Source organism: Stenotrophomonas sp. Steno-C18 (assembly GCF_056393195.1).
Genome location: NZ_JBWJOX010000001.1, coordinates 121,293 through 139,556 on the forward strand (window position 1 = coordinate 121,293; position 18,264 = coordinate 139,556).

At 68.4% G+C, this 18,264-nt stretch carries 18 protein-coding genes; 10 read left to right on the top strand and 8 right to left on the bottom strand.

The genetic code is table 11. The features are described 5' to 3' along the window. Nucleotides 1-4: 4 nt before the first annotated feature. Nucleotides 5-910 carry a LysR family transcriptional regulator gene (locus AC06FE_RS00600; protein WP_478071958.1) on the bottom strand — a complete coding sequence of 302 codons (906 nt, stop codon included), beginning with the start codon at nucleotides 908-910 and terminating at the stop codon, nucleotides 5-7. 97 nt (nucleotides 911-1,007) lie between these two features. Between AC06FE_RS00600 and AC06FE_RS00605 the strand changes: the two genes are divergently transcribed. The 6 genes from AC06FE_RS00605 (at nucleotide 1,008) to AC06FE_RS00630 (ending at nucleotide 7,325) form a co-directional block, all read left to right on the top strand. Continuing rightward, complete coding sequence (locus AC06FE_RS00605; protein WP_478071959.1) at nucleotides 1,008-2,063, top strand: YeiH family protein; 1,056 nt, start codon at nucleotides 1,008-1,010, stop codon at nucleotides 2,061-2,063. A gap of 677 nt (nucleotides 2,064-2,740) precedes the next feature. Beyond that, nucleotides 2,741-4,117 (top strand): ATP-dependent RNA helicase DbpA, encoded by a 1,377-nt coding sequence (gene dbpA / locus AC06FE_RS00610; RefSeq protein ID WP_478071960.1) that lies wholly within the window; start codon nucleotides 2,741-2,743, stop codon nucleotides 4,115-4,117. Nucleotides 4,118-4,131: 14 nt separating this feature from the next. After that, on the top strand, nucleotides 4,132-5,007 hold the full coding sequence (locus AC06FE_RS00615) for a histidine kinase (protein ID WP_478071961.1): 876 nt from the start codon (nucleotides 4,132-4,134) through the stop codon (nucleotides 5,005-5,007). Continuing rightward, the gene (locus tag AC06FE_RS00620) at nucleotides 5,004-5,180 is read left to right on the top strand and encodes a hypothetical protein (protein WP_478071962.1); all 177 of its coding nucleotides are present in this window, start codon (nucleotides 5,004-5,006) and stop codon (nucleotides 5,178-5,180) included. The genes AC06FE_RS00615 and AC06FE_RS00620 overlap by 4 nt, the downstream gene beginning before the upstream one ends. After that, nucleotides 5,177-5,884, top strand: a complete 708-nt coding sequence (locus AC06FE_RS00625; protein WP_478071963.1) for a LytR/AlgR family response regulator transcription factor — start codon at nucleotides 5,177-5,179, stop codon at nucleotides 5,882-5,884. Before AC06FE_RS00620 ends, AC06FE_RS00625 begins: the two co-directional genes overlap by 4 nt. A gap of 118 nt (nucleotides 5,885-6,002) precedes the next feature. Continuing rightward, nucleotides 6,003-7,325 (top strand): acyl-CoA thioesterase/bile acid-CoA:amino acid N-acyltransferase family protein, encoded by a 1,323-nt coding sequence (locus AC06FE_RS00630; protein ID WP_478071964.1) that lies wholly within the window; start codon nucleotides 6,003-6,005, stop codon nucleotides 7,323-7,325. A 7-nt stretch (nucleotides 7,326-7,332) separates the two neighbouring features. Here the strand turns inward: AC06FE_RS00630 and AC06FE_RS00635 are convergent, their stop codons facing one another. From AC06FE_RS00635 to AC06FE_RS00655, 5 genes are all read right to left on the bottom strand, one after another. Continuing rightward, nucleotides 7,333-7,647 (bottom strand): hypothetical protein, encoded by a 315-nt coding sequence (locus AC06FE_RS00635; RefSeq protein ID WP_478071965.1) that lies wholly within the window; start codon nucleotides 7,645-7,647, stop codon nucleotides 7,333-7,335. A gap of 76 nt (nucleotides 7,648-7,723) precedes the next feature. Next, entirely contained in the window at nucleotides 7,724-8,506 is a 783-nt protein-coding gene (locus AC06FE_RS00640) for a thioesterase family protein (protein WP_132864208.1), read from the bottom strand. 21 nt (nucleotides 8,507-8,527) lie between these two features. Next, nucleotides 8,528-9,067: an adenine phosphoribosyltransferase gene (locus tag AC06FE_RS00645; RefSeq protein ID WP_425603729.1), complete on the bottom strand. Its 540-nt coding sequence runs from the start codon at nucleotides 9,065-9,067 to the stop codon at nucleotides 8,528-8,530. Between the two features lie 19 nt (nucleotides 9,068-9,086). Continuing rightward, a complete protein-coding gene (locus tag AC06FE_RS00650; protein ID WP_478072354.1) occupies nucleotides 9,087-10,649 on the bottom strand; it encodes a protein adenylyltransferase SelO in 1,563 nt (520 codons plus the stop codon). 135 nt (nucleotides 10,650-10,784) lie between these two features. Further along, the gene (locus tag AC06FE_RS00655; protein ID WP_039005002.1) at nucleotides 10,785-10,994 is read right to left on the bottom strand and encodes a cold-shock protein; all 210 of its coding nucleotides are present in this window, start codon (nucleotides 10,992-10,994) and stop codon (nucleotides 10,785-10,787) included. Nucleotides 10,995-11,302: 308 nt separating this feature from the next. Here AC06FE_RS00655 and AC06FE_RS00660 point away from each other — a divergent pair, with 308 nt between their 5' ends. After that, nucleotides 11,303-11,788: a YaiI/YqxD family protein gene (locus AC06FE_RS00660; RefSeq protein WP_192288407.1), complete on the top strand. Its 486-nt coding sequence runs from the start codon at nucleotides 11,303-11,305 to the stop codon at nucleotides 11,786-11,788. A gap of 117 nt (nucleotides 11,789-11,905) precedes the next feature. Here AC06FE_RS00660 and AC06FE_RS00665 read toward each other — a convergent pair whose 3' ends face one another. After that, a complete protein-coding gene (locus AC06FE_RS00665) occupies nucleotides 11,906-12,775 on the bottom strand; it encodes a pseudouridine synthase (RefSeq protein WP_478071966.1) in 870 nt (289 codons plus the stop codon). Nucleotides 12,776-12,836: 61 nt separating this feature from the next. Between AC06FE_RS00665 and AC06FE_RS00670 the strand changes: the two genes are divergently transcribed. From AC06FE_RS00670 to AC06FE_RS00680, 3 genes are all read left to right on the top strand, one after another. After that, nucleotides 12,837-13,385 (top strand): YaeQ family protein, encoded by a 549-nt coding sequence (locus AC06FE_RS00670; protein ID WP_478071967.1) that lies wholly within the window; start codon nucleotides 12,837-12,839, stop codon nucleotides 13,383-13,385. Nucleotides 13,386-13,398: 13 nt separating this feature from the next. Beyond that, the gene (locus AC06FE_RS00675) at nucleotides 13,399-14,583 is read left to right on the top strand and encodes a BaiN/RdsA family NAD(P)/FAD-dependent oxidoreductase (RefSeq protein ID WP_313250940.1); all 1,185 of its coding nucleotides are present in this window, start codon (nucleotides 13,399-13,401) and stop codon (nucleotides 14,581-14,583) included. 105 nt (nucleotides 14,584-14,688) lie between these two features. Continuing rightward, the gene (locus AC06FE_RS00680) at nucleotides 14,689-16,761 is read left to right on the top strand and encodes an EAL domain-containing response regulator (RefSeq protein WP_478071968.1); all 2,073 of its coding nucleotides are present in this window, start codon (nucleotides 14,689-14,691) and stop codon (nucleotides 16,759-16,761) included. 201 nt (nucleotides 16,762-16,962) lie between these two features. Here the strand turns inward: AC06FE_RS00680 and fabV are convergent, their stop codons facing one another. Then, entirely contained in the window at nucleotides 16,963-18,222 is a 1,260-nt protein-coding gene (gene fabV / locus AC06FE_RS00685) for an enoyl-ACP reductase FabV (protein ID WP_478071969.1), read from the bottom strand. Nucleotides 18,223-18,264: the final 42 nt, after the last annotated feature.

The window sequence follows — 18,264 nt, forward strand, 5'->3', positions numbered from 1 at the left end:
GGAGTCAGCCGTCGGCGAAGACGTCGGCCGGCAACCCCAGCAGCTGGCGCAGGCTGGTCGGCACGCGTTTGCCGGGGTGACGGACCAGCCACAGGCGTCGCCGCAGGGGCGGCAACGGGCTGTCCAGCACCTGCAGCTTGCCCAGCGCGACCAGGTCGGCCACCGCATGCCGCGACAGGCAGGCCAGGCCCAGGCCGGCCACCGCCCCCTGCTTGATGGCCTCGGTACCGCCCAGTTGCAGTACTTCGGCAAACCCATGCAGGTGCGGCAACAAGGCGTGTTCGGCCGCCTCGCGGGTACCGGAACCCGGCTCGCGCAGCAGCCAGCAGGCCTGCCGCAGCGCCTCCAGGCCCGCGCCGGCACGCAGCGCCGCCGCCCGGGGATGGCGCTCGCCGAAGACGATGACCAACTCGTCGTCCATCCATTCGGCCACGTCCAGCCCGGGCTCGTGGTTCGGCCCTTCGATCAGGCCGACATCCACCTCCATGCGCTGCACCGCGCTGGTGATCTCGCGGGTATTGCCGATCACCAGGTCGACATGGGCCTGGCCGTTGCTCTCCAGCAGGTCCGCTATGCGTGAAGGCATCAGGTAGTTGCCGATCGTGGTGCTCGCCCCCACCCGCCAGCGCACCGGGGTGCCCCCCGCCTGCCCGCTGCGGAAGCGCCGCTCGAGGTCCGCCATGCCCGCCAGCAACGCCCGGGCCTCCGGCAGCAACGCGCGACCGTGCCCGTTCAGCACCAGCCGCCGCCCGATGCGGTCGAACAGGGCCAACCCGAGCAGGCTTTCCAGTTCATTCAATGCCGCACTCACCGCCGATTGCGACAGGCCGATGGCTTCGCCGGCGGCGGTGGTGGTCCCGGCCTCGGCAATGGCGGAGAAGATCTGCAGCTGGCGCAGCGAGAGATGCACGACCTACCCATAAAACAGGTTGAATATACGAATAGTATCTGTTTTACAGCTGATGCGGCCGGGAGCAGCATGGGGCATCTCCTGATAACCCATCGTTATGAACACCGCTACGCAAGGGCTGGCCCAGCCCACCCCGAACCGCCTCCCCGGCCTGCTGCTGACCGCCCTGATCGCCGGCCTGTCGATCTGGCTGGGCACCCTGCCCTGGCTGCAGGCCCATGGCATCAGCGCCCTGACGTTGGCCATCGTGATCGGCATCGTGATCGGCAACACCGCTTACCCGGCGCTGGCTCCCCGGGCGGCCCCAGGCGTTGGCTTCTCCAAGGCCACCCTGTTGCGCGCCGGCATCATCCTCTATGGCATGCGCCTGACCCTGCAGGACATCGGCCAGGTCGGCACCGCAGGCGTGGTCATCGACGCCCTGGTGCTGTGCTCGACCTTCGCCCTGTCCTGGTGGCTGGGCACCCGGGTGCTGGGGCTGGACCGCAATTCGGCCCTGTTGATCGGTGCCGGCAGCTCGATCTGCGGCGCGGCGGCGGTGATGGCGGCCGAACCGGTGGTCAAGGGCCGCGCCGAGCAGGTCGCCGTGGCCGTGGCCACGGTGGTGATCTTCGGCACGCTGGCGATGTTCCTGTACCCGCTGCTGTACCAGTGGGGCATCAATGCCGGCTGGATGCCGCTGGATGAAACCGCCTTCGGCGTGTTCACCGGCTCCACTGTGCATGAGGTGGCCCAGGTGGTCGCCGCCGGTCGGGCGATCAGCGAGCCGGCCGCCGACGCCGCGGTCATCACCAAGATGGTGCGGGTGATGATGCTGGCTCCGTTCCTGGTCGGCCTGTCGGCGCTGCTGGCCCGCGGGCAAGCGGCCGGCGACGGCCAGCGCGCGAAGATCACCGTGCCGTGGTTCGCGTTCGGCTTCATCGCCATGGTGGCGTTCAACTCGCTGCACCTGCTCCCGGCCGGCGTGGTCAGCGCCCTGGTGGATCTGGATACCGCCCTGCTGGCGATGGCGATGGCCGCACTCGGCCTGACCACCCACGTCTCGGCCCTGCGCCAGGCCGGCACCAAGCCCATGCTGTTGGCGGTACTGCTGTTTGGCTGGCTGCTGGCAGGCGGCATGCTGATCAATCTGGGCGTCAGGGCGATGCTCTGAAGCGGTGATGCTCCCTTCCCCCGCCTGCGGGGAAGGTGCCCGAAGGGCGGATGGGGGGCGCTTTGCACTCGTAGCCTCACGCGTCACAACCTTGCCCTCACCCCAACCCCTCTCCCGCCAAGCGGGAGAGGGGCTTTACTTCGATCAACGGCGGGAGTGCCGCGATGCTCCCTTCCCCCGCAGGCGGGGGAAGGTGCCCGAAGGACGGAAGGGGGCGCTTTGCACTCGTAGCCTCACGCGTCACAACCTCGCCCTCACCCCAACCCCCTCTCCCGTTAAGCGGGAGAGGGGCTTTGCTTCGATCAGCGGCGGGAGTGCCGCGATGCTCCCTTCCCCCGCCTGCGGGGGAAGGTGCCCGAAGGGCGGATGGGGGCGCTTTGCGCCTACGGCTGGAAGCTGCCCTCACCCCAACCCCTCTCCCGCTGAGCGGGAGAGGGGCTTTACTTCGATCAGCGGCGGGAGTGCCGTGATGCACCCTTCCCCCGCCTGCGGGGGAAGGTGCCCGAAGGGCGGATGGGGGCGCTTTGCGCCTGCGGCTGGAGGCTGCCCTCACCCCAACCCCTCTCCCACGTGTGGGAGAGGGGCTTTGCTTCGGTTCGCATTGCTTCGACCTGCCCTACCTTCGGGGGCTTTGCCTCTGTCAGCGTAACGCCCTCGCTTTTCTGCGAAAATGCCGCATGACTGACTTCTCTACCCTGCCCCTGTCGCCGGCGCTCGCGCCCGGCATCAACGCCCTGGGCTACACCACGATGACGCCGGTGCAGGCATCGAGCCTGCCGCCGATCCTGGAAGGCCGCGACGTGATCGTCCAGGCCCCCACCGGCAGCGGCAAGACCGCCGCCTTCGGCCTGGGCCTGCTCAACCGCCTGGACCCGGCCACCGGCCGCACCCAGGCGCTGGTGCTGTGCCCCACCCGCGAACTGGCCGACCAGGTCGGCAAGCAGCTGCGCAAGCTGGCCACCGGCATCCCTAACCTCAAGCTGCTGATCCTCACCGGCGGCATGCCGCTGGGCCCGCAGCTGGCCTCGCTGGAAGCGCAGGACCCGCACGTCGTGGTCGGCACCCCCGGCCGCATCCAGGAACTGGCGCGCAAGCGCGCGCTCAACCTTGGCCAGGTACGCGGCTTCGTCCTCGATGAAGCCGACCGCATGCTCGATATGGGTTTCGAGGAACCTATCCGCGAGATCGCCGGGCGCACCCACAAGGAGCGCCAGAGCCTGTTGTTCTCGGCCACCTTCCCCGAGGCGATCCGCGAGCTTGCCCGCGCCCTGCTCAACGACCCGGCCGAAGTCACCATCGACGGCCAGGCCGAGGCCCCGGCGATCCAGCAGTTGTTCTTCGAAGTGGAACCGGCCCACCGCCAGAAGGCCTTGGGCGGCCTGTTGCTGAAGTACACGCCGGAATCGGCGGTGGTGTTCTGCAACACCCGCAAGGATGTGGACGAGGTTGCCAACTCGCTGCGCCAGTTCGGTTTCTCCGCGCTGGCCCTGCATGGCGACATGGAGCAGCGTGACCGCGACGAGGTACTGCTGCAGTTCGCCAACCGCAGCTGCAACGTGCTGGTCGCCAGCGACGTGGCCGCGCGTGGCCTGGACGTGGAAGACCTGGCCGCCGTCGTGAACTACGAGCTGCCCACCGACATCGACACCTTCCAGCACCGGGTCGGCCGTACCGGCCGTGCCGGCCGCAGCGGCCTGGCGATGAGCCTGGTGGCCGGCCGCGAGCGCAACCGCGCCGATGCGCTGGAGGCCCAGCAGGGCAACCCGCTCAACTGGCAGAAGACGCCGCTGGCCACCGCGCGTCCGGCGCAGCTGCCGCAGGCGGCGATGAGCACCCTGCGCATCGACGGCGGCAAGACCGACAAGCTGCGCGCCGGCGACATCCTCGGCGCGCTGACCGGCGATGCGGGACTGTCGGCCAAGGCGATCGGCAAGATCGACATCTTCCCGACCCGCTCCTACGTGGCCATCAGCCACGAACAGGCCGGCAAGGCCGTCGCCCGCCTGGAAGCCGGCAAGATCAAGGGCAAGCGTTTCCGCGTCCGCATCATCTGATTTTCCCGCGCGCCATGACGGCAGCGAGCAAGGACAACCGCCCCGGCTGGCAGCAGATTGCTGCTGGCTGGCTGCTGCTCGCATTGGTCACGCTTCCAGCGGTGCAGCTCACCAGCGACGCCGGCACCACGCCCTTCTGGTCATCGCTGGGCAGGAACTTCGTCTTCCTGCTCGGCATCCAGCTGCCGTGGGTGCTGGCGACGCCGGGGCTGTGGCGATTGTGCCGGCGCTGGCCACTGGGAATGGACAGCGATACCCGCGTCATCGGCCAGCTGCTGTTGGTGGGCTTGCCACTCATTCCCACGTTGTCACTGGCCGGCTGGGTACTGGGCCATGGGCTGTCGCACCTGCCGGCCGCGTTGCCATTGCCGGCCCATTGGCCACGTGCGGTGCTGGCCACGAGCCTGTTTGCGCTGCCCACCTATTTTGCCGTGATCGGGATCGGGCAGACCCTTGCCTACATCCAGCGCTACCGGCGCCGCGGGGAGCTGCTCGCCCAGGCCCGCGAGCAGGCGTTGGCATCACGCCTGAACCACCACTTCCTGTTCAATGCCCTCAATGCCATCGGCAGCCTGGGTTACCGGGATGCGGCCCGCGCCGATGCCGCGCTGGCACAGCTCGGTGAGCTGCTGCGCACCCTGCTGGACAACGCCGCCATCGTGCCCCTGCGCGAGGAGGTGTCCAATGCCGTGGCCTTCGTCGAGCTCCAGCAGTTGCTGCAGGACCGCCCCATCGCGCTGCAGCTCCAGGCTGACCCCGATGCCTGGCAGGCGATGGTGCCCAGCCTGCTGCTGCAGCCCTTCATCGAGAACGCCCTGCGGTTTGCCCAGGCTTCCACCGTGCCGGATGCCGCGATCACCCTGTCGATGACGGCATCCTGCAGATCGTGATCGGCAACCCCTGCGGCAGCGCGCCTCCCGGACGGGGCATCGGCGTGGACGCCAGCCGGCAACGCCTGCACGCGCTGCATGGCAGCCGCGCCTCGGTGGACGTCAACCGCGCTGCCGGCCATTGCCACACCCGCATCCGACTGCCGATGCCGGCGAGGATGGAGGTGGCATGATCCGCACGCTCATCGTCGACGACGTTCCACTGGCCCGCGACAAGCTGCGCCGCCTGCTGGCCGTGCACGCCGATATCGACATCCGTGGCGAAGCCGCCGACGTCGAACAGGCACGCCATCTGCTGCAGCACCAGACAGTGGACCTGCTGCTGCTCGACATCCAGATGCCCGGCCAGGACGGCATGCAGCTGGCCCAACGGCTACCCGCCCCAGCGCCGCTTGTGATCTTCACCACCGCGCACGCGCGGCACGCCGTCGATTCCTATGCGTTGGGTGCCGTGGACTACCTGCTCAAGCCATTGGACGGCATGCGCCTGGCGCTCGCGTTGCAACGCGTGCGTCGGCAATTGGTCCAGCCGCCGCCTTCAACGCCGCAGCCGCTCTGCATCCGCAACGGCGCCGGCATTGAGTACATCCCCGTCGGCGACATCGACTACATCGACAATGCCGGCCACTACGCCTGCGTCCATGTGGGCCGGCAGGTACACCTGCTGCGCGAAAGCATCGGGCGTCTGGCCCAGCAGCTGGCCCCCGCCGGCTTCCTGCAGGTCCAACGGGCGGTGATCGTCAACCTGGCCCGGGTGCGTTCGCTCCAGCACCGCCGCAATGGCGATGCAACCCTGCTACTGCTTGATGGCACCGCGCTGCCGCTGAGCCGGTCGCACCGCGACGCATTCGATCAGGCCATCGCACGGCGCGGCTGAGCCGGTTCGCACCGTTCGTGCCAGTCTGTACCCGGCCCGTGCCATCCGGGCTGCCCGGGGCTACACCACGGCATGCACCACCGCCACCATTGCGGTTGGTCCACCGTCCTCCCCTCACATGCACCGTCATCTGTTCGCCGCCCTGCTGCTGGGCACCTGCTTTGCCTCCAATGCCGCCCGCCTCGTGGTGACCCCCACCGATGGGCCCGCCGACCAGCCCGTGCAGATGCAGGTGGAAGGACTGCTGCCGACGCAGGCGGTGCAACTGCGGCTGTCCCTGCAGGATTCCCGCGGTGTCGAGTGGGTATCGCAGGCGACCTTCCGCGCCGACGTCGATGGCCGCGTGGACACGCGCCGGACCGGCGCCGAGGCCGGCACCTACAGCGGCGTGGACGCCATGGGGCTGTTCTGGTCGATGCAGCCGGTGTCCGGTGACGGGCCGCCCTCCCCGCTGCCGATACGGCCTGATATTGGGGGGCTGCTGTTCAAACCCGTACCGTTCACGCTGCAGGCCTGGATCGACGGCGTGCTGGTTGGTGAGCAGCAACTGCTACGCCGCATCAACCATCCCGGCGTGCGTGCCCGCCCACTGGGCGTCGATGGCCTTGTCGGCAACCTCTACCTGCCTGCGGATGCGGCACGGGACGGCCAGCGCCTGCCGGTGGTGATCACCCTCGGTGGCGCGGAAGGCGGCATCGACACCGCCAACTACTACGCGGCCTGGCTGGCCTCCAATGGCTTCGCGGCCGTGGCACTTGCCTACTACCGCATGCCAGGCCTGCCCCAAGACCTGATCCGCGTTCCGATCGACCCGGTCAGCCGCGCCATCGACTGGCTGCAGGCACAACCGTTCACTGGCCAGGTGGGGGTGATGGGCGGTTCCTGGGGGGCCACCGTGGCCATGGCATCGGCCGCCCACGACCCACGCCTGAAGGCGGTCGTGTCGTGGGTGGGCAGCCCTGCTCCGTTTCGCGGCATCCGCCGCGACGTGCCGCCGGCGGACTTCCGCGCGGTCGATCTCCCGGCCCTGAGCCATCAGGGCCGCGACCTGCCGTTCCTCCCCTATCTGGAGGACATCAACTGGAACCAGCCGGGCGACCATGCCGCCGCACTGGAGAACGCCACCTTGCCGATCGAACGCATCAACGGCCCCGTGCTGCTGGTCGCCGGCGGCGACGACCAACTGGGCGCATCCGGTGAAATGGCGGCCGTCGCCATGCGACGCCTGCAGCGCCGCAGCGTCCCGCAGGCCGATGCGCTGCTGTACTACTCCGATGCCGGTCACCTGATCGGGCAGATGCACCAGCCCACCACCTTCCGTCACGCCAGCGGCCCGCATCTCCGGGTTGGCGGCACGCCGGCCGGCCATGCCCGCGCCGACCGGGAAAGCGCCCCCGCCGTGCTGGCCTTCCTGCGCCGGGCACTTGTCATTCCGCAGTGAATGCGCGCTAGCGCTTGGCCCGACGGATCCACCACGTCACGCCAACGATGGCGGCGGAGGTGAGCAACAACAGTCCACGTGCACTGCCATCCCCCATGCCGCGGTGGATCAACAACAGGTACAGGCCAACGCTTCCAGCCAGCGCGCACAGGCTCCAGCCATTGCGCCGGGCGAACGCGCCAGCGAGCACGGCCAGCAGCCAGCCATAGGCAAACGCCCACGGATCCAGCCGTGGCGCGAACTCGTAGACATTGCAGACCACGAACCAGGCGGTCCAGCCCAGCATCGCCAACAGCAGTACCAGCCAACCCAGAATGCGCATGCCCTGCCCCGAATGAACCTGCGGCCATCATGGCATCGCCACGTCGGGCAGGAGCAGCCTCGGCCCGCTCGGGCTGTCAGCTGAAGATCGCCACGCTCTGACGGCCGCGCATCACCAGCTGCCGCTGCGCGTTCCAGACCTGCATGTCCTGCGAGGAGTAGCCGTCGCGTGCGTGCTGGCTGAAGGAGCGCAGCAGGAACCACTCCCCGGCCGGCGCCGGGTCCAGCAGTTCGAAGCTCCAGTTGATCGAGCTGACCGGCGCAGGCGCGCGGTATGCGGTGAAGGCCGCCGGTGGCATGGCATCCCCCATCGCCGCCAATGCAATGGCCGGATCCACCCCCTGCGCGTCGCGGTGACGTACCCAGGCCAACTGCTCCGGGAACGCCGCCGCGGACACCGGCATCGCACCACCGGCCGGCTTGAGCTGGAAGTTCTGCAGGAACGCCGGCACGAACGGCGCGGCCGCCGCATTCAACTCACGGCAATCGTCCACGCCGGGCACGTCCGGGAAGTCGCCGAAATCATGGACGATGCCGCTCTCGCGGGCGCGTCCGAACACCCCCATCAGGCGCGCCGCCAGCGCGCCCTCGGCGAAGACGTCCACCCCAAGGCTCACCACCGATTTGCCTTCGCGCAGCACCTGCGGCGCGAAGGTCAACTGGCCCACGGCCGGGCCAATGAAGTTGACCTGCATCGCGCGCAGCGGCGGCAGCGGCGTCGCATGCGACTGGAGCGCGGCGCTGATGCCCAGCGCGGTGACGATGCCACCGTACGCGGTGCGCCCCTGGCGCCAGCTGTCGGGCAGCAGCACGCCCTTGCGCGCGTCGAAGGAGGACAGCAGTTCACTCAGGTTCGGCATGGGGCGTCCTGCAATGGAAAGTCAGTAGACCAGCGTGGCCTGCAAGGGCACGCCGGCAGGCAGGCGCGCACGGCCGCCGAGCCCGTCGAGCTCGACCAGCACCGCCGCGCCGAGCACCTGCGCCTCCAGTTGCCCGGCCAGCAGCAGGGCTGCGGCCAGCGTGCCGCCGGTGGCCAGCACGTCGTCGACCAGCACCACCCGGGTACCCGGCGCGATGGCATCGGCGCACACCTCGATGCGGTCGCTGCGGTACTCCAACGTGTACTCCTGCTGCAGGGTGGCACCGGGCAACTTGCCGGGCTTGCGCACCGGCACGAAGCCGGCCCCCAGCTCCAGCGCCAACGCTGCGCCGAGGATGAAGCCACGTGCCTCCACACCCAGTACCGCCTGCACGCCGGCCGCGCGCCAGGGCGCGGCCATGGCCTTGACGGCCGCATCGAACGCCTTGGCGTCCGCCAGCAGCGGGGTGATGTCCTTGAACAGGATGCCGGGCTTGGGGAAGTCGGCCACGTCGCGGATCGTGCGCGACCACTCGGGATAAACAGGAGTCATTTCAATCATCGAATCAGGAAAACAGGAGTCAGGAGCTGCACGACAGCATCGAGCAGCCGGCCCGTTCGCGCGCCCATTCCGGGCGGCGCCGGGCGAACGCCTCGCGGCCCGGCTGGTCGTCATAAGGATGCCGCAGGACGTCCAGCAAGTCCGTGATACCGGCCGAATCGCCTTGTTCGGCACGGTCGATGGCCTCCTGCGCCAACCAGTTGCGCAGCACGTACTTCGGGTTGGCGACGTTCATCGTGGCGCGACGCACCTCCGGCGCCTGCCCGTCGGCCAGCACGCGCTGGCCATGCCGCTGCAGCCAGTCCTGCAGCTTCGGCAGCACCTGCCCGCGCTTGTCCGGCGCGTAGAACGCCGCCTCCAGCACCGCCACATCCGGCGCCGCGGGGTCCACCTCGGCCAAGGCACGGAACGCCAGCGTCATGTCCATTTCGCCCTCGTGCAGCAATTGCAGGAACTGCGCCATCAAGGTGTCGTCCCCCTCGACGAAACGGCCCAGGCCCAGCTTGGCCACCAGATGATGGCGCTGCTCCTGCTCGAACCGCGTCCGGAACGCATCCAGCCCGGCCTGCAGCGGCGCGGCATCCTCGAACAGCGGCGACACGGCCTGCGCCAGCCGCACCAGGTTCCAGTACGCCACCTGCATCTGCGTGCCGAAGCGATAGCGCCGGCCCTGCGCGTCGGTGGTGTTGGGCGTCCATTTCGGGTCGTAGTCCTCCACCCAACCATACGGGCCGTAATCGATGGTCAGCCCGAGGATGGACATGTTGTCGGTGTTCATCACGCCATGCACGAAGCCCACCCGCATCCAGTGCGCCACCATCACCGCGGTGCGCGTGCAGACCTGCTCGAACCAGCGCGCATGGCGCTGCGCGCCGGCGTCGGCCAGTTCGGGGTAGTCGCGGTCGATGCAGAACGCCACCAGTTGGGTCAGCAGCGCGATGTCCCCGCGCGAGGCAGGCAGCTCGAAGCTGCCGAAACGGAGGAACGACGGCGCCACCCGGCACACCACCGCGCCGGGTTCGCCCTGCGGGTTGCCGTCGTAGAACATGTCGCGCACCACCGTTTCACCGGTAGCCACCAGGCTCAGGGCGCGGGTGGTCGGCACCCCCAGGTGATGCATCGCCTCCGAGCACAGGAACTCGCGTACCGAGGAGCGCAGCACCGCCCGGCCGTCGGCGCCGCGCGAGTACGGGGTCGGCCCCGCCCCTTTCAGCTGCAGCTCCCAGCGCTGGCCGCCGGCCAGCAGTTCGCCCAACGAGATCGCGCGGCCATCGCCGAGCTGCCCGGCCCATTGGCCGAACTGGTGCCCGCCATAGTTGGCCGCCCACGGCTGCATCCCGGCATACAGCGCGTTGCCGCCGAACACCTGCGCGAAGCCTTCGCCCTGCACGACGGATTCGTTGAAACCCAGCAGTGCCACCACCTCGGGCGAGTACGCCAGCAGGCGGGGAGCGGCCACCGGCGTGGGATTGACTGCCGACCAGAGCGCACCGCGCACTTCGCGGCGGCCGGGGCCACGCTCGGGATCGCCGGGCAGCGCCTGCACGAGTCGGTTGTCGAAATGAGGGTCGTTGTTGTGCATCGCCTGCTCGTCACTGCCGTACACCCGGATCCTACCGGTTATGGCGCGCACGGTCGGCCACGGGGCGGCACAAAAGAAAACGCCGGAAGCTTTCGCTTCCGGCGTTCCAAGCTACCTTTCGGTGGCAGGGGTCGATTAGACCGCCTGCACCTGGTCAGCCTGCATGCCCTTCTGGCCCTGCACGGCGACGAAGGTCACCTTCTGGCCTTCCTGCAGCGACTTGAAGCCGGTGCCCTGGATGGCGCGGAAGTGCACGAACAGGTCCGGGCCGCTTTCCGGGGTGATGAAGCCAAAGCCCTTGGCATCGTTGAACCACTTCACAGTGCCGGTCTGACGATCAGACATTACAAACTCCTGAAACATTGATGAGAAAAATCGCAGCCACCGGATATTCGGGGCCGAGACTGAGTTGCAGGCGTTGGTAAAGCGGAACGATGAGCGGATCGGTGAGATCAACTGCATCAGGCCACGATTCACGGTGACCCTTGCAAGCACAGTGGGGCGAACGATACGCGGCTTTTGGTTAAAAAGCGATAAATACCGTATTCATCAAAGCTGAGCGGTTCAGCACCGCGCCAATGTCGTCCGGATTCATGGACTTGGCTGGGCAACGCCGGTCGGCGTCCCACGGGGGCACCGCTACACTGCGCCCCATGACAGCCCCCGATTCCCCGCCCGCCCCCCGCATCTGGGTTGACGCCGACGCCTGCCCGGTCGTCATCAAGGACATCCTGTTCCGCGCCGCCGAGCGCACCGGCATCGAAACGGTACTGGTGGCCAACCAATGGATCCGCACCCCGGCCTCACGGTTCATCCGCGCGCTGCAGGTGCCCGGTGGCCCGGACGTGGCCGACGACGCCATCGTCGAGCGGGTCGCCGCCGGCGACCTGGTCGTGACCCAGGACATCCCGCTGGCCGCCCGCGTGCTGGACAGGCAGGCCGCGGCGCTGAACCCGCGGGGAGAGGTCTACACCGCCAACAGCATCGCAGAGCGACTGTCGGTACGGAACTTCATGGAGGAGTTGCGCGGCGCCGGCATCCAGACCGGTGGTCCGGCCGCCCTGCACCCACGCGACCGCCAGGCCTTCGCCGCGCAGCTGGACCGCTGGCTCGCCCAGCGCCCACGGCCAGTCGCCTAGGCATGCGGGGCTGCCGGCCTGGGGGTCCACCACCTTGCAGTCGCAGGGCCGTCACCGGCAGCCGGGCCGCACTCCCTGCACCACGGCAATGCATCGGCCTAACGCTTGGCCGGGACATCACCCCAGCCGACGCGAGCTGGTGAACTGGCGCGGTTCGCCATTCAACGGATCGATGAAGGCCAGGCGTCGGGCCAGCAACTGCAACGGGGTACTGAAATCCTCCGGCGCGCGCTGCAGCAAGCGCGGATAGCAATCGTCCCCCAGGATCGGCGCGCCCAGCGCGGCCATGTGCACGCGCAACTGGTGCTTGCGCCCGCTCACCGGCTCCAGGGCGTAACGCCAGACCTCCCCGCACCGCTCGATCACATCGATCCGGCTCAGCGCATTGGGCGCGCCAATGCCCTCGCGCATGACATGGAACGGCTCGCCGCGCTCCAGCCGGCTATGCCACTGCACGGGGAACACCCAGCCTGGCAAGGCCGGCGCCAGCGCCTCGTAGTGCTTTTCGATCTTCCGCTCGGCGAACAGGCGCTGGTACGACGCGCGGCTCTCCGGGTTGCAGGAAAACAGCACCAACCCGGCCGTGCCCCGGTCAATCCGATGCAGCGGCACCAGTGCCGGGTTGCCGGTGCAGGCCACCAGGCGCGCCAGCAGCGTCTGCCGGACATGCCGCCCGGCCGGCATCACCGGCAGGAAATGCGGCTTGTCGGCCACCAGCAGATGCGCGTCCTGGTACAGGATGTCCGCATCGAACGGCACCACCGGCTCCTGCGCCACCTCGCGGAAGTAGCGGATCTCACGCCCGGCCTGCCAAGGCTGCCCCGGGTCCAGCGCGCTGCCATCCAGGGCCTGGACCCGCCCCCGCGCGAACCGGTCCAGCCACTGCGCGCGCGTGATCGCCGGAAAGCGCACACACAACCCCTCCAGCAGGCTCGCCCACGGACCGGGGGCCAATTGCAGATGACTGGGCAGATCGTCGGTGCTCACGCGTTCGGGTCCCGGCAGGGGCAAAGCCGTATCATTGTCGGTCTTTGCCCCCGGTAATCCCATGGCCCTTACTGCCACCATCCGCAAGGCCGAGCTGCAGATCAGCGACATGGACCGCGGCTACTACGCGACCCACAACCTGACCCTGGCCCAGCACCCGTCCGAAACCGACGAGCGGCTGATGGTCCGCCTGCTCGCCTTCGCCCTGAATGCCGGCGACCGGCTGGAGTTCGGCCGCGGGCTGAGCACCGATGACGAGCCGGACCTGTGGGAACACGATTACACCGGCGACATCGTGCAGTGGATCGACCTGGGCCAGCCGGACGAATCGCGCATCCGCAAGGCCTGCAACCGCAGCGGCCGCGTGCAGATCATCAACTACGGCGGCAATGCCTCGGACATCTGGTGGCAGAAGCAGGGCAAGCCGCTGGCCCGCTTCGACAACCTGTCCGTGCTCGACCTGCCCGGCGATTTCGTCGAACGCTGGGGCAGCCAGATCCAGCGCGCCATGCGCTGGAGCGTGCTGATCCAGGACGGCGAGGTGCAGCTGATCAACGACCAGATGCAACTGGACGTGATCCCGCAGTGGCGCAAGCGCCCGGCAGGCTGAGCAGGCGGTGGCAGTGAACACGATCCGTTGCGACGTGCTGGTGGTCGGCGCCGGTGCCGCCGGCCTGATGTGTGCGCTCACCGCCGGCCAGCGCGGTCGCATCGTGCAGGTGATCGACCATGCCAACAAGCCGGGCAAGAAGATCCTGATGTCCGGTGGCGGGCGCTGCAACTTCACCAACACCGGCACCACGCCGGCCAACTTCCTCTCGGCCAACCCGCACTTCTGCAAATCGGCGCTGGCGCGCTACACGCCGGCCGACTTCATCGACATGGTCGAGCGGCACGGCATCGCCTACCACGAGAAGGAACTGGGCCAGCTGTTCTGCGACATCTCCTCCAAGCAGATCGTAAGAATGCTGCTGGACGAATGCAGTGCCGCCGGCGTGCAGGTGCGCACCGACTGCGGCGTGGAGGACATCGAACGCGGCGCCGACGGCTTCCGCGTGCGCACCGCGCAGGGGCTGTTCCACTGCGCCTCGCTGGTGATCGCCACCGGCGGGCTCTCCATCCCGAGCATGGGCGCCAGCGGCTTCGGCTATGAAGTGGCGCGCCGCTTCGGCCACGAAGTGCTGCCGACCCGCGCCGGGCTGGTACCGCTCACGCTCAGTGGCAAGCACCAGGAACGCTTCGCCGACCTCAGCGGCGTCGCCCTGCCGGTGGAAGCGCGCTGCAACGGCCAGCACTTCCGCAACTTCATGCTGCTGACCCATCGCGGCATCAGCGGCCCGGCGATCCTGCAGATCTCCTCGTACTGGCAACCCGGCGACGACCTGCGCCTGGACCTGTTGCCCGACCGCGATGCCGCCGAGTGGCTGCGCGCGATGAAGCGCGAGCGCGGCGCCTCCGAGCTGCGCACCGTGCTGTCGGAGGTCATCCCGCGCCGGCTGGCGCTGCGCCTGTGCGAGCAGTGGCTCAAGGACAAGCCGGTGCGGCAACTGGACGAGCGCGAGCTGCAGGCCGCCGCCAGCCTGCTCTCCGACTTCCCGCTGGTCGCCAGCGGCACCGAGGGCTACCGCACCGCCGAAGTCACCCTCGGCGGCGTGGACACGCGCAAGGTATCGTCCTCTACGATGGAATCGCAGCACGTGCCGGGCCTGCATTTCATCGGCGAGGTGCTGGACGTGACCGGCTGGCTGGGTGGCTACAACTTCCAGTGGGCCTGGGCTTCCGGCCACGCGGCGGGCCAGGTGGCATGAGCCGCACAGGGGCCATTTGTGCCCCATCCCGGCACTGTCAAACGTTCCACGCATAGACGCCGTACCTGCCCATCGTGTATTAAACGGCGTCCGAAGGAGTCTTGAATGCAGAACGCCAAAGACATCACCTTGCGCCTGCTGATCGTCGATGACAGCGCCGAGAATGCCGAAGCCATCGTCAGTACGTTGCGCAACAGCGGCATCGCCGTGCGTCCCTTCCGGCCGCAGAGCCCGGACGAGCTGGTCCAGGCCGTGGGCGGGCAGCCGCTCGACCTGGTGCTGGCCGCCAACGCGTACACGATCCCGCAGTCGCTGCTGACCCAGCAGGTCGCCGCCAGTGGCAAGGACATCCCGATGATCCTGCTGGCCGACCAGGTCGACGCGCAGTTGCTGCTCGACGCCTCGGCCAACGGCATGCGCGCCATCGCCCTGCGCACCGAGCCGGACCACCTGCTGTCGGTGGTGCGCACCGAATGGACCGACCTGCAGGCACGCCGCGGCCTGCGCCGCATCGAAGTACAGATGCGCGAGACCGAGCGCCGCTGCGATGCGCTGATCTCCTCCTCGCGCGACCCCATCGCCTACATCCACGAAGGGATGCACATCCGCGCCAACGAGGCGTACCTGGACATGTTCGGGTATGAGTCGTTCGATGACGTGGAAGGCATCTCGCTGCTGGACATGGTCGCCCCGCAGTACGTGGAGGACTTCAAGAACCTGCTCAAGTCGCTGAGCAAGGGCGAGGCGCCGCCGCCGCAGTACGAAGTGCACGCGCGCAACCAGGACGGCGACACCTTCCCGGCAACCATGGAGTTCACCGCCGCCACCTACGAAGGCGAGTCCTGCTTCCAGGTGGTGTTCCGCCGCCGCGAGGAGTTCGACCCCGAACTGGCGCGCGAGGTGGAAGAGCTGCGCCAGCGCGACCAGGTCACCGGCCTGCTCAACCGCCCCACCTTCATGGTCCACCTGGAGAACGCGGTGGCCCAGGTCAGCCGCAGCGACGGCCAGTACGGCTTCCTGCTGGTCGAACCAGACCACTACAACCGCCTGCTGGCGGACATCGGCCTGGATTCGGCCGATGCGCTGATCGCCGCGCTCGGCCAGCACCTGGCGAGCGCCATCAACGAGGAGGCGCAGCTGGCACGCTTCGGCGAGCACAGCTTCGCCCTGCTCTGCCAGGGCCAGTACGCGCACACCACGCAGGTGGCCGAACGCGTGCGCCAGGCCTTCGCCTCCCATGTGTTCAGCATCGGCCAGCGTTCGGCCACGGTCACTGTCAGCATCGGCGGCGTGCAGGTCGGCGAGAAGATCGCCAGCGTCGGCCAGGTGCTCAGCCATGCCAACGACTGCAACCGCGCGGCCATCGAGCTGGGCGGCAACACGGTCAAGGTGTTCGACCCGGGCGCGACCGATCGCGTCGAGGAAGAACGCATCCAGCGCTGGGTGCAGCGCATCGGCGAGGCCATCGCCGGCGACGGGTTCCATCTGCGTTTCCGCCCGGTGCTGAACCTGATGGGCGAGCCGATGCAGCTGTACGACACCTCGCTGCTGCTTGAGAACAACGGCGAGCTGGTCAGCCCTGGCACCTTCCTGCCCATCGCCGAGGACCACGGCCTGCTGGCGCCGCTCAACCGCTGGGTGGTGGCCAACGCCATCCGCGCGCTGGGGGAACGCCGCCGCGCCGGCCACACCACCCGCCTGATGGTGCGCATCACCCCCGAGTCGTTCACCGACCCGCAGTTGCTGGACGTCATCCGCGACGGGCTGGCCAACGAAGGCGTGGACGGCGACCAGCTGTGGCTGCAGATCCCCGAGGCCAAGGTATTCACCCACCTGCGCAACGCGCAGCAGTTCCTCGCCGGCGTGGCCACGATGGGCTGCAAGGTCGGGCTGGAGCAGTTCGGCTCGGGCCTGGATTCGTTCCAGCTGCTGGCCCATTTCCAACCGGCGTTCCTCAAGCTGGACCGCAGCTTCACCGCCGATCCGGCGCAGGCCAAGGAACAGTTGGACAAGACCCGCGAGATCACCGGCAAGGCGCAGGAGGCCGGCATCCTCACCGTCGCCGAGTTCGTCACCGACGCGGCCACCATGAGCCTGCTGTTCAGTGCCGGCGTGGACTACGTACAGGGCGATTTCGTCGGGCCGCCGACGGCGCAGATGGACTTCGAGTTCAACTGAGGCCTGCCCTCACCCCAACCCCTCTCCCGTACACGGGAGAGGGGCTTTTGCACCGACAGCGCACGATTGATGCTCCCTTCTCCCGCCTGCGGGAGAAGGTGCCCGAAGGGCGGATGAGGGGCTCCACGGTCCCTCGCCATCATGTAGGAACAAAAAAGGCCGCGCATCGCGCGGCCCTTCTGTTTCCGGAACCGCCGAGGCTCAGACCTCGACGATGCCCGGGATCGCCACGTCCGGGTTCACATCAGCCTCGTAATCCACGCCGTCGATGCCGAAGCCGAACAGGCGCAGGAAGTCGGCCTTGTAGCCGGCTAGGTCGCTGATCTCGTACAGGTTCTCGTTGGTCACCTGCGGCCACAGCTGCAACACCTTGCCCTGCACTTCCGGGGCCATTTCCTTGTAGTCCGCGCGCAGGCGGCCTTCGGCGTCGACCAGCGCGACGTCGCGACCCTTGCCGTCAACCAGTGCCGGGCGGATATGGTCAGCCGCGTTGGCGCCACCCTGCGGGCCGTTGTACAGGATGTCGTACAGCGTATCGAGCTGCTCGATGCAGCCCTCGTGCGTGCCTTCTTCCTTCATCACCTTGAACAGCAGCGACAGGTACAGCGGCATGGTCGGGATGGCCGAGCTGGCCTGCGTCACCACCGCCTTGAGCACCGACACGCGCGCGTCGCCGCCGATGCCCTGCAGCTTGCCGCGGATGTCCTTGACCTTGGCATCCAGGTCCTTCTTGGCCGCACCGATGGAACCGTTCCAGTAAATGGCCTGGGTGATCTCCTCGCCCACGTAGGTGAAGGCGGTGGTGGTGGCGCCCGGCGCCAGCACGCCGGCTTCCAGCAGCGCATCGATCCACATCTGCCAGTCCTCGCCCCCCATCACCTGCACGGTGCCGCCGATCTCCTCGGCGGTGGCCGGCTGCAGCGTGGTTTCGGTCAGCACTTCCTTGTCGGTATCCAGGCCGCGCAGCGTGATCGGCGCGCCGATCGGCTTGAGCGTGGAGCTGATCACCTCACCAGTCCTGGGATGCTTGCGACGCGGCGCCGCCAGGCTGTAGACGACCTGGTCAACCTGGCCCAGGTCGGACTTGATGATCTCGATGACCTTCTGCTTCACCTCGTCGGAGAACGCGTCGCCGTTGACGCTGCGCGCGTACAGGCCGGCCTGGTGCGCGTACTTCTCGAACGCGGCGGAGTTGTACCAGCCCGCCGTGCCCGGCTTGGTCTCGCTGCCCGGGCGCTCGAAGAACACGCCCAGCGTGGCCGCATCGCTGCCGAAGGCCGCCTTGATACGCGCCGCCAGGCCGTAACCGGTCGAGGCACCCAGCACCAGCACCTTCTTCGGGCCATTGGCCAGCTTCGGCAACGACTGGATGTAGTCGATCTGTTCCTTGACCGCCGCGTCGCAACCGGTCGGGTGGGTGGTGACGCAGATGAAGCCGCGCACACGCGGTTTGATGACCATGAAAACCTCAGCTAGGTAAGCAGGAAAACAGCGCCGCCATGA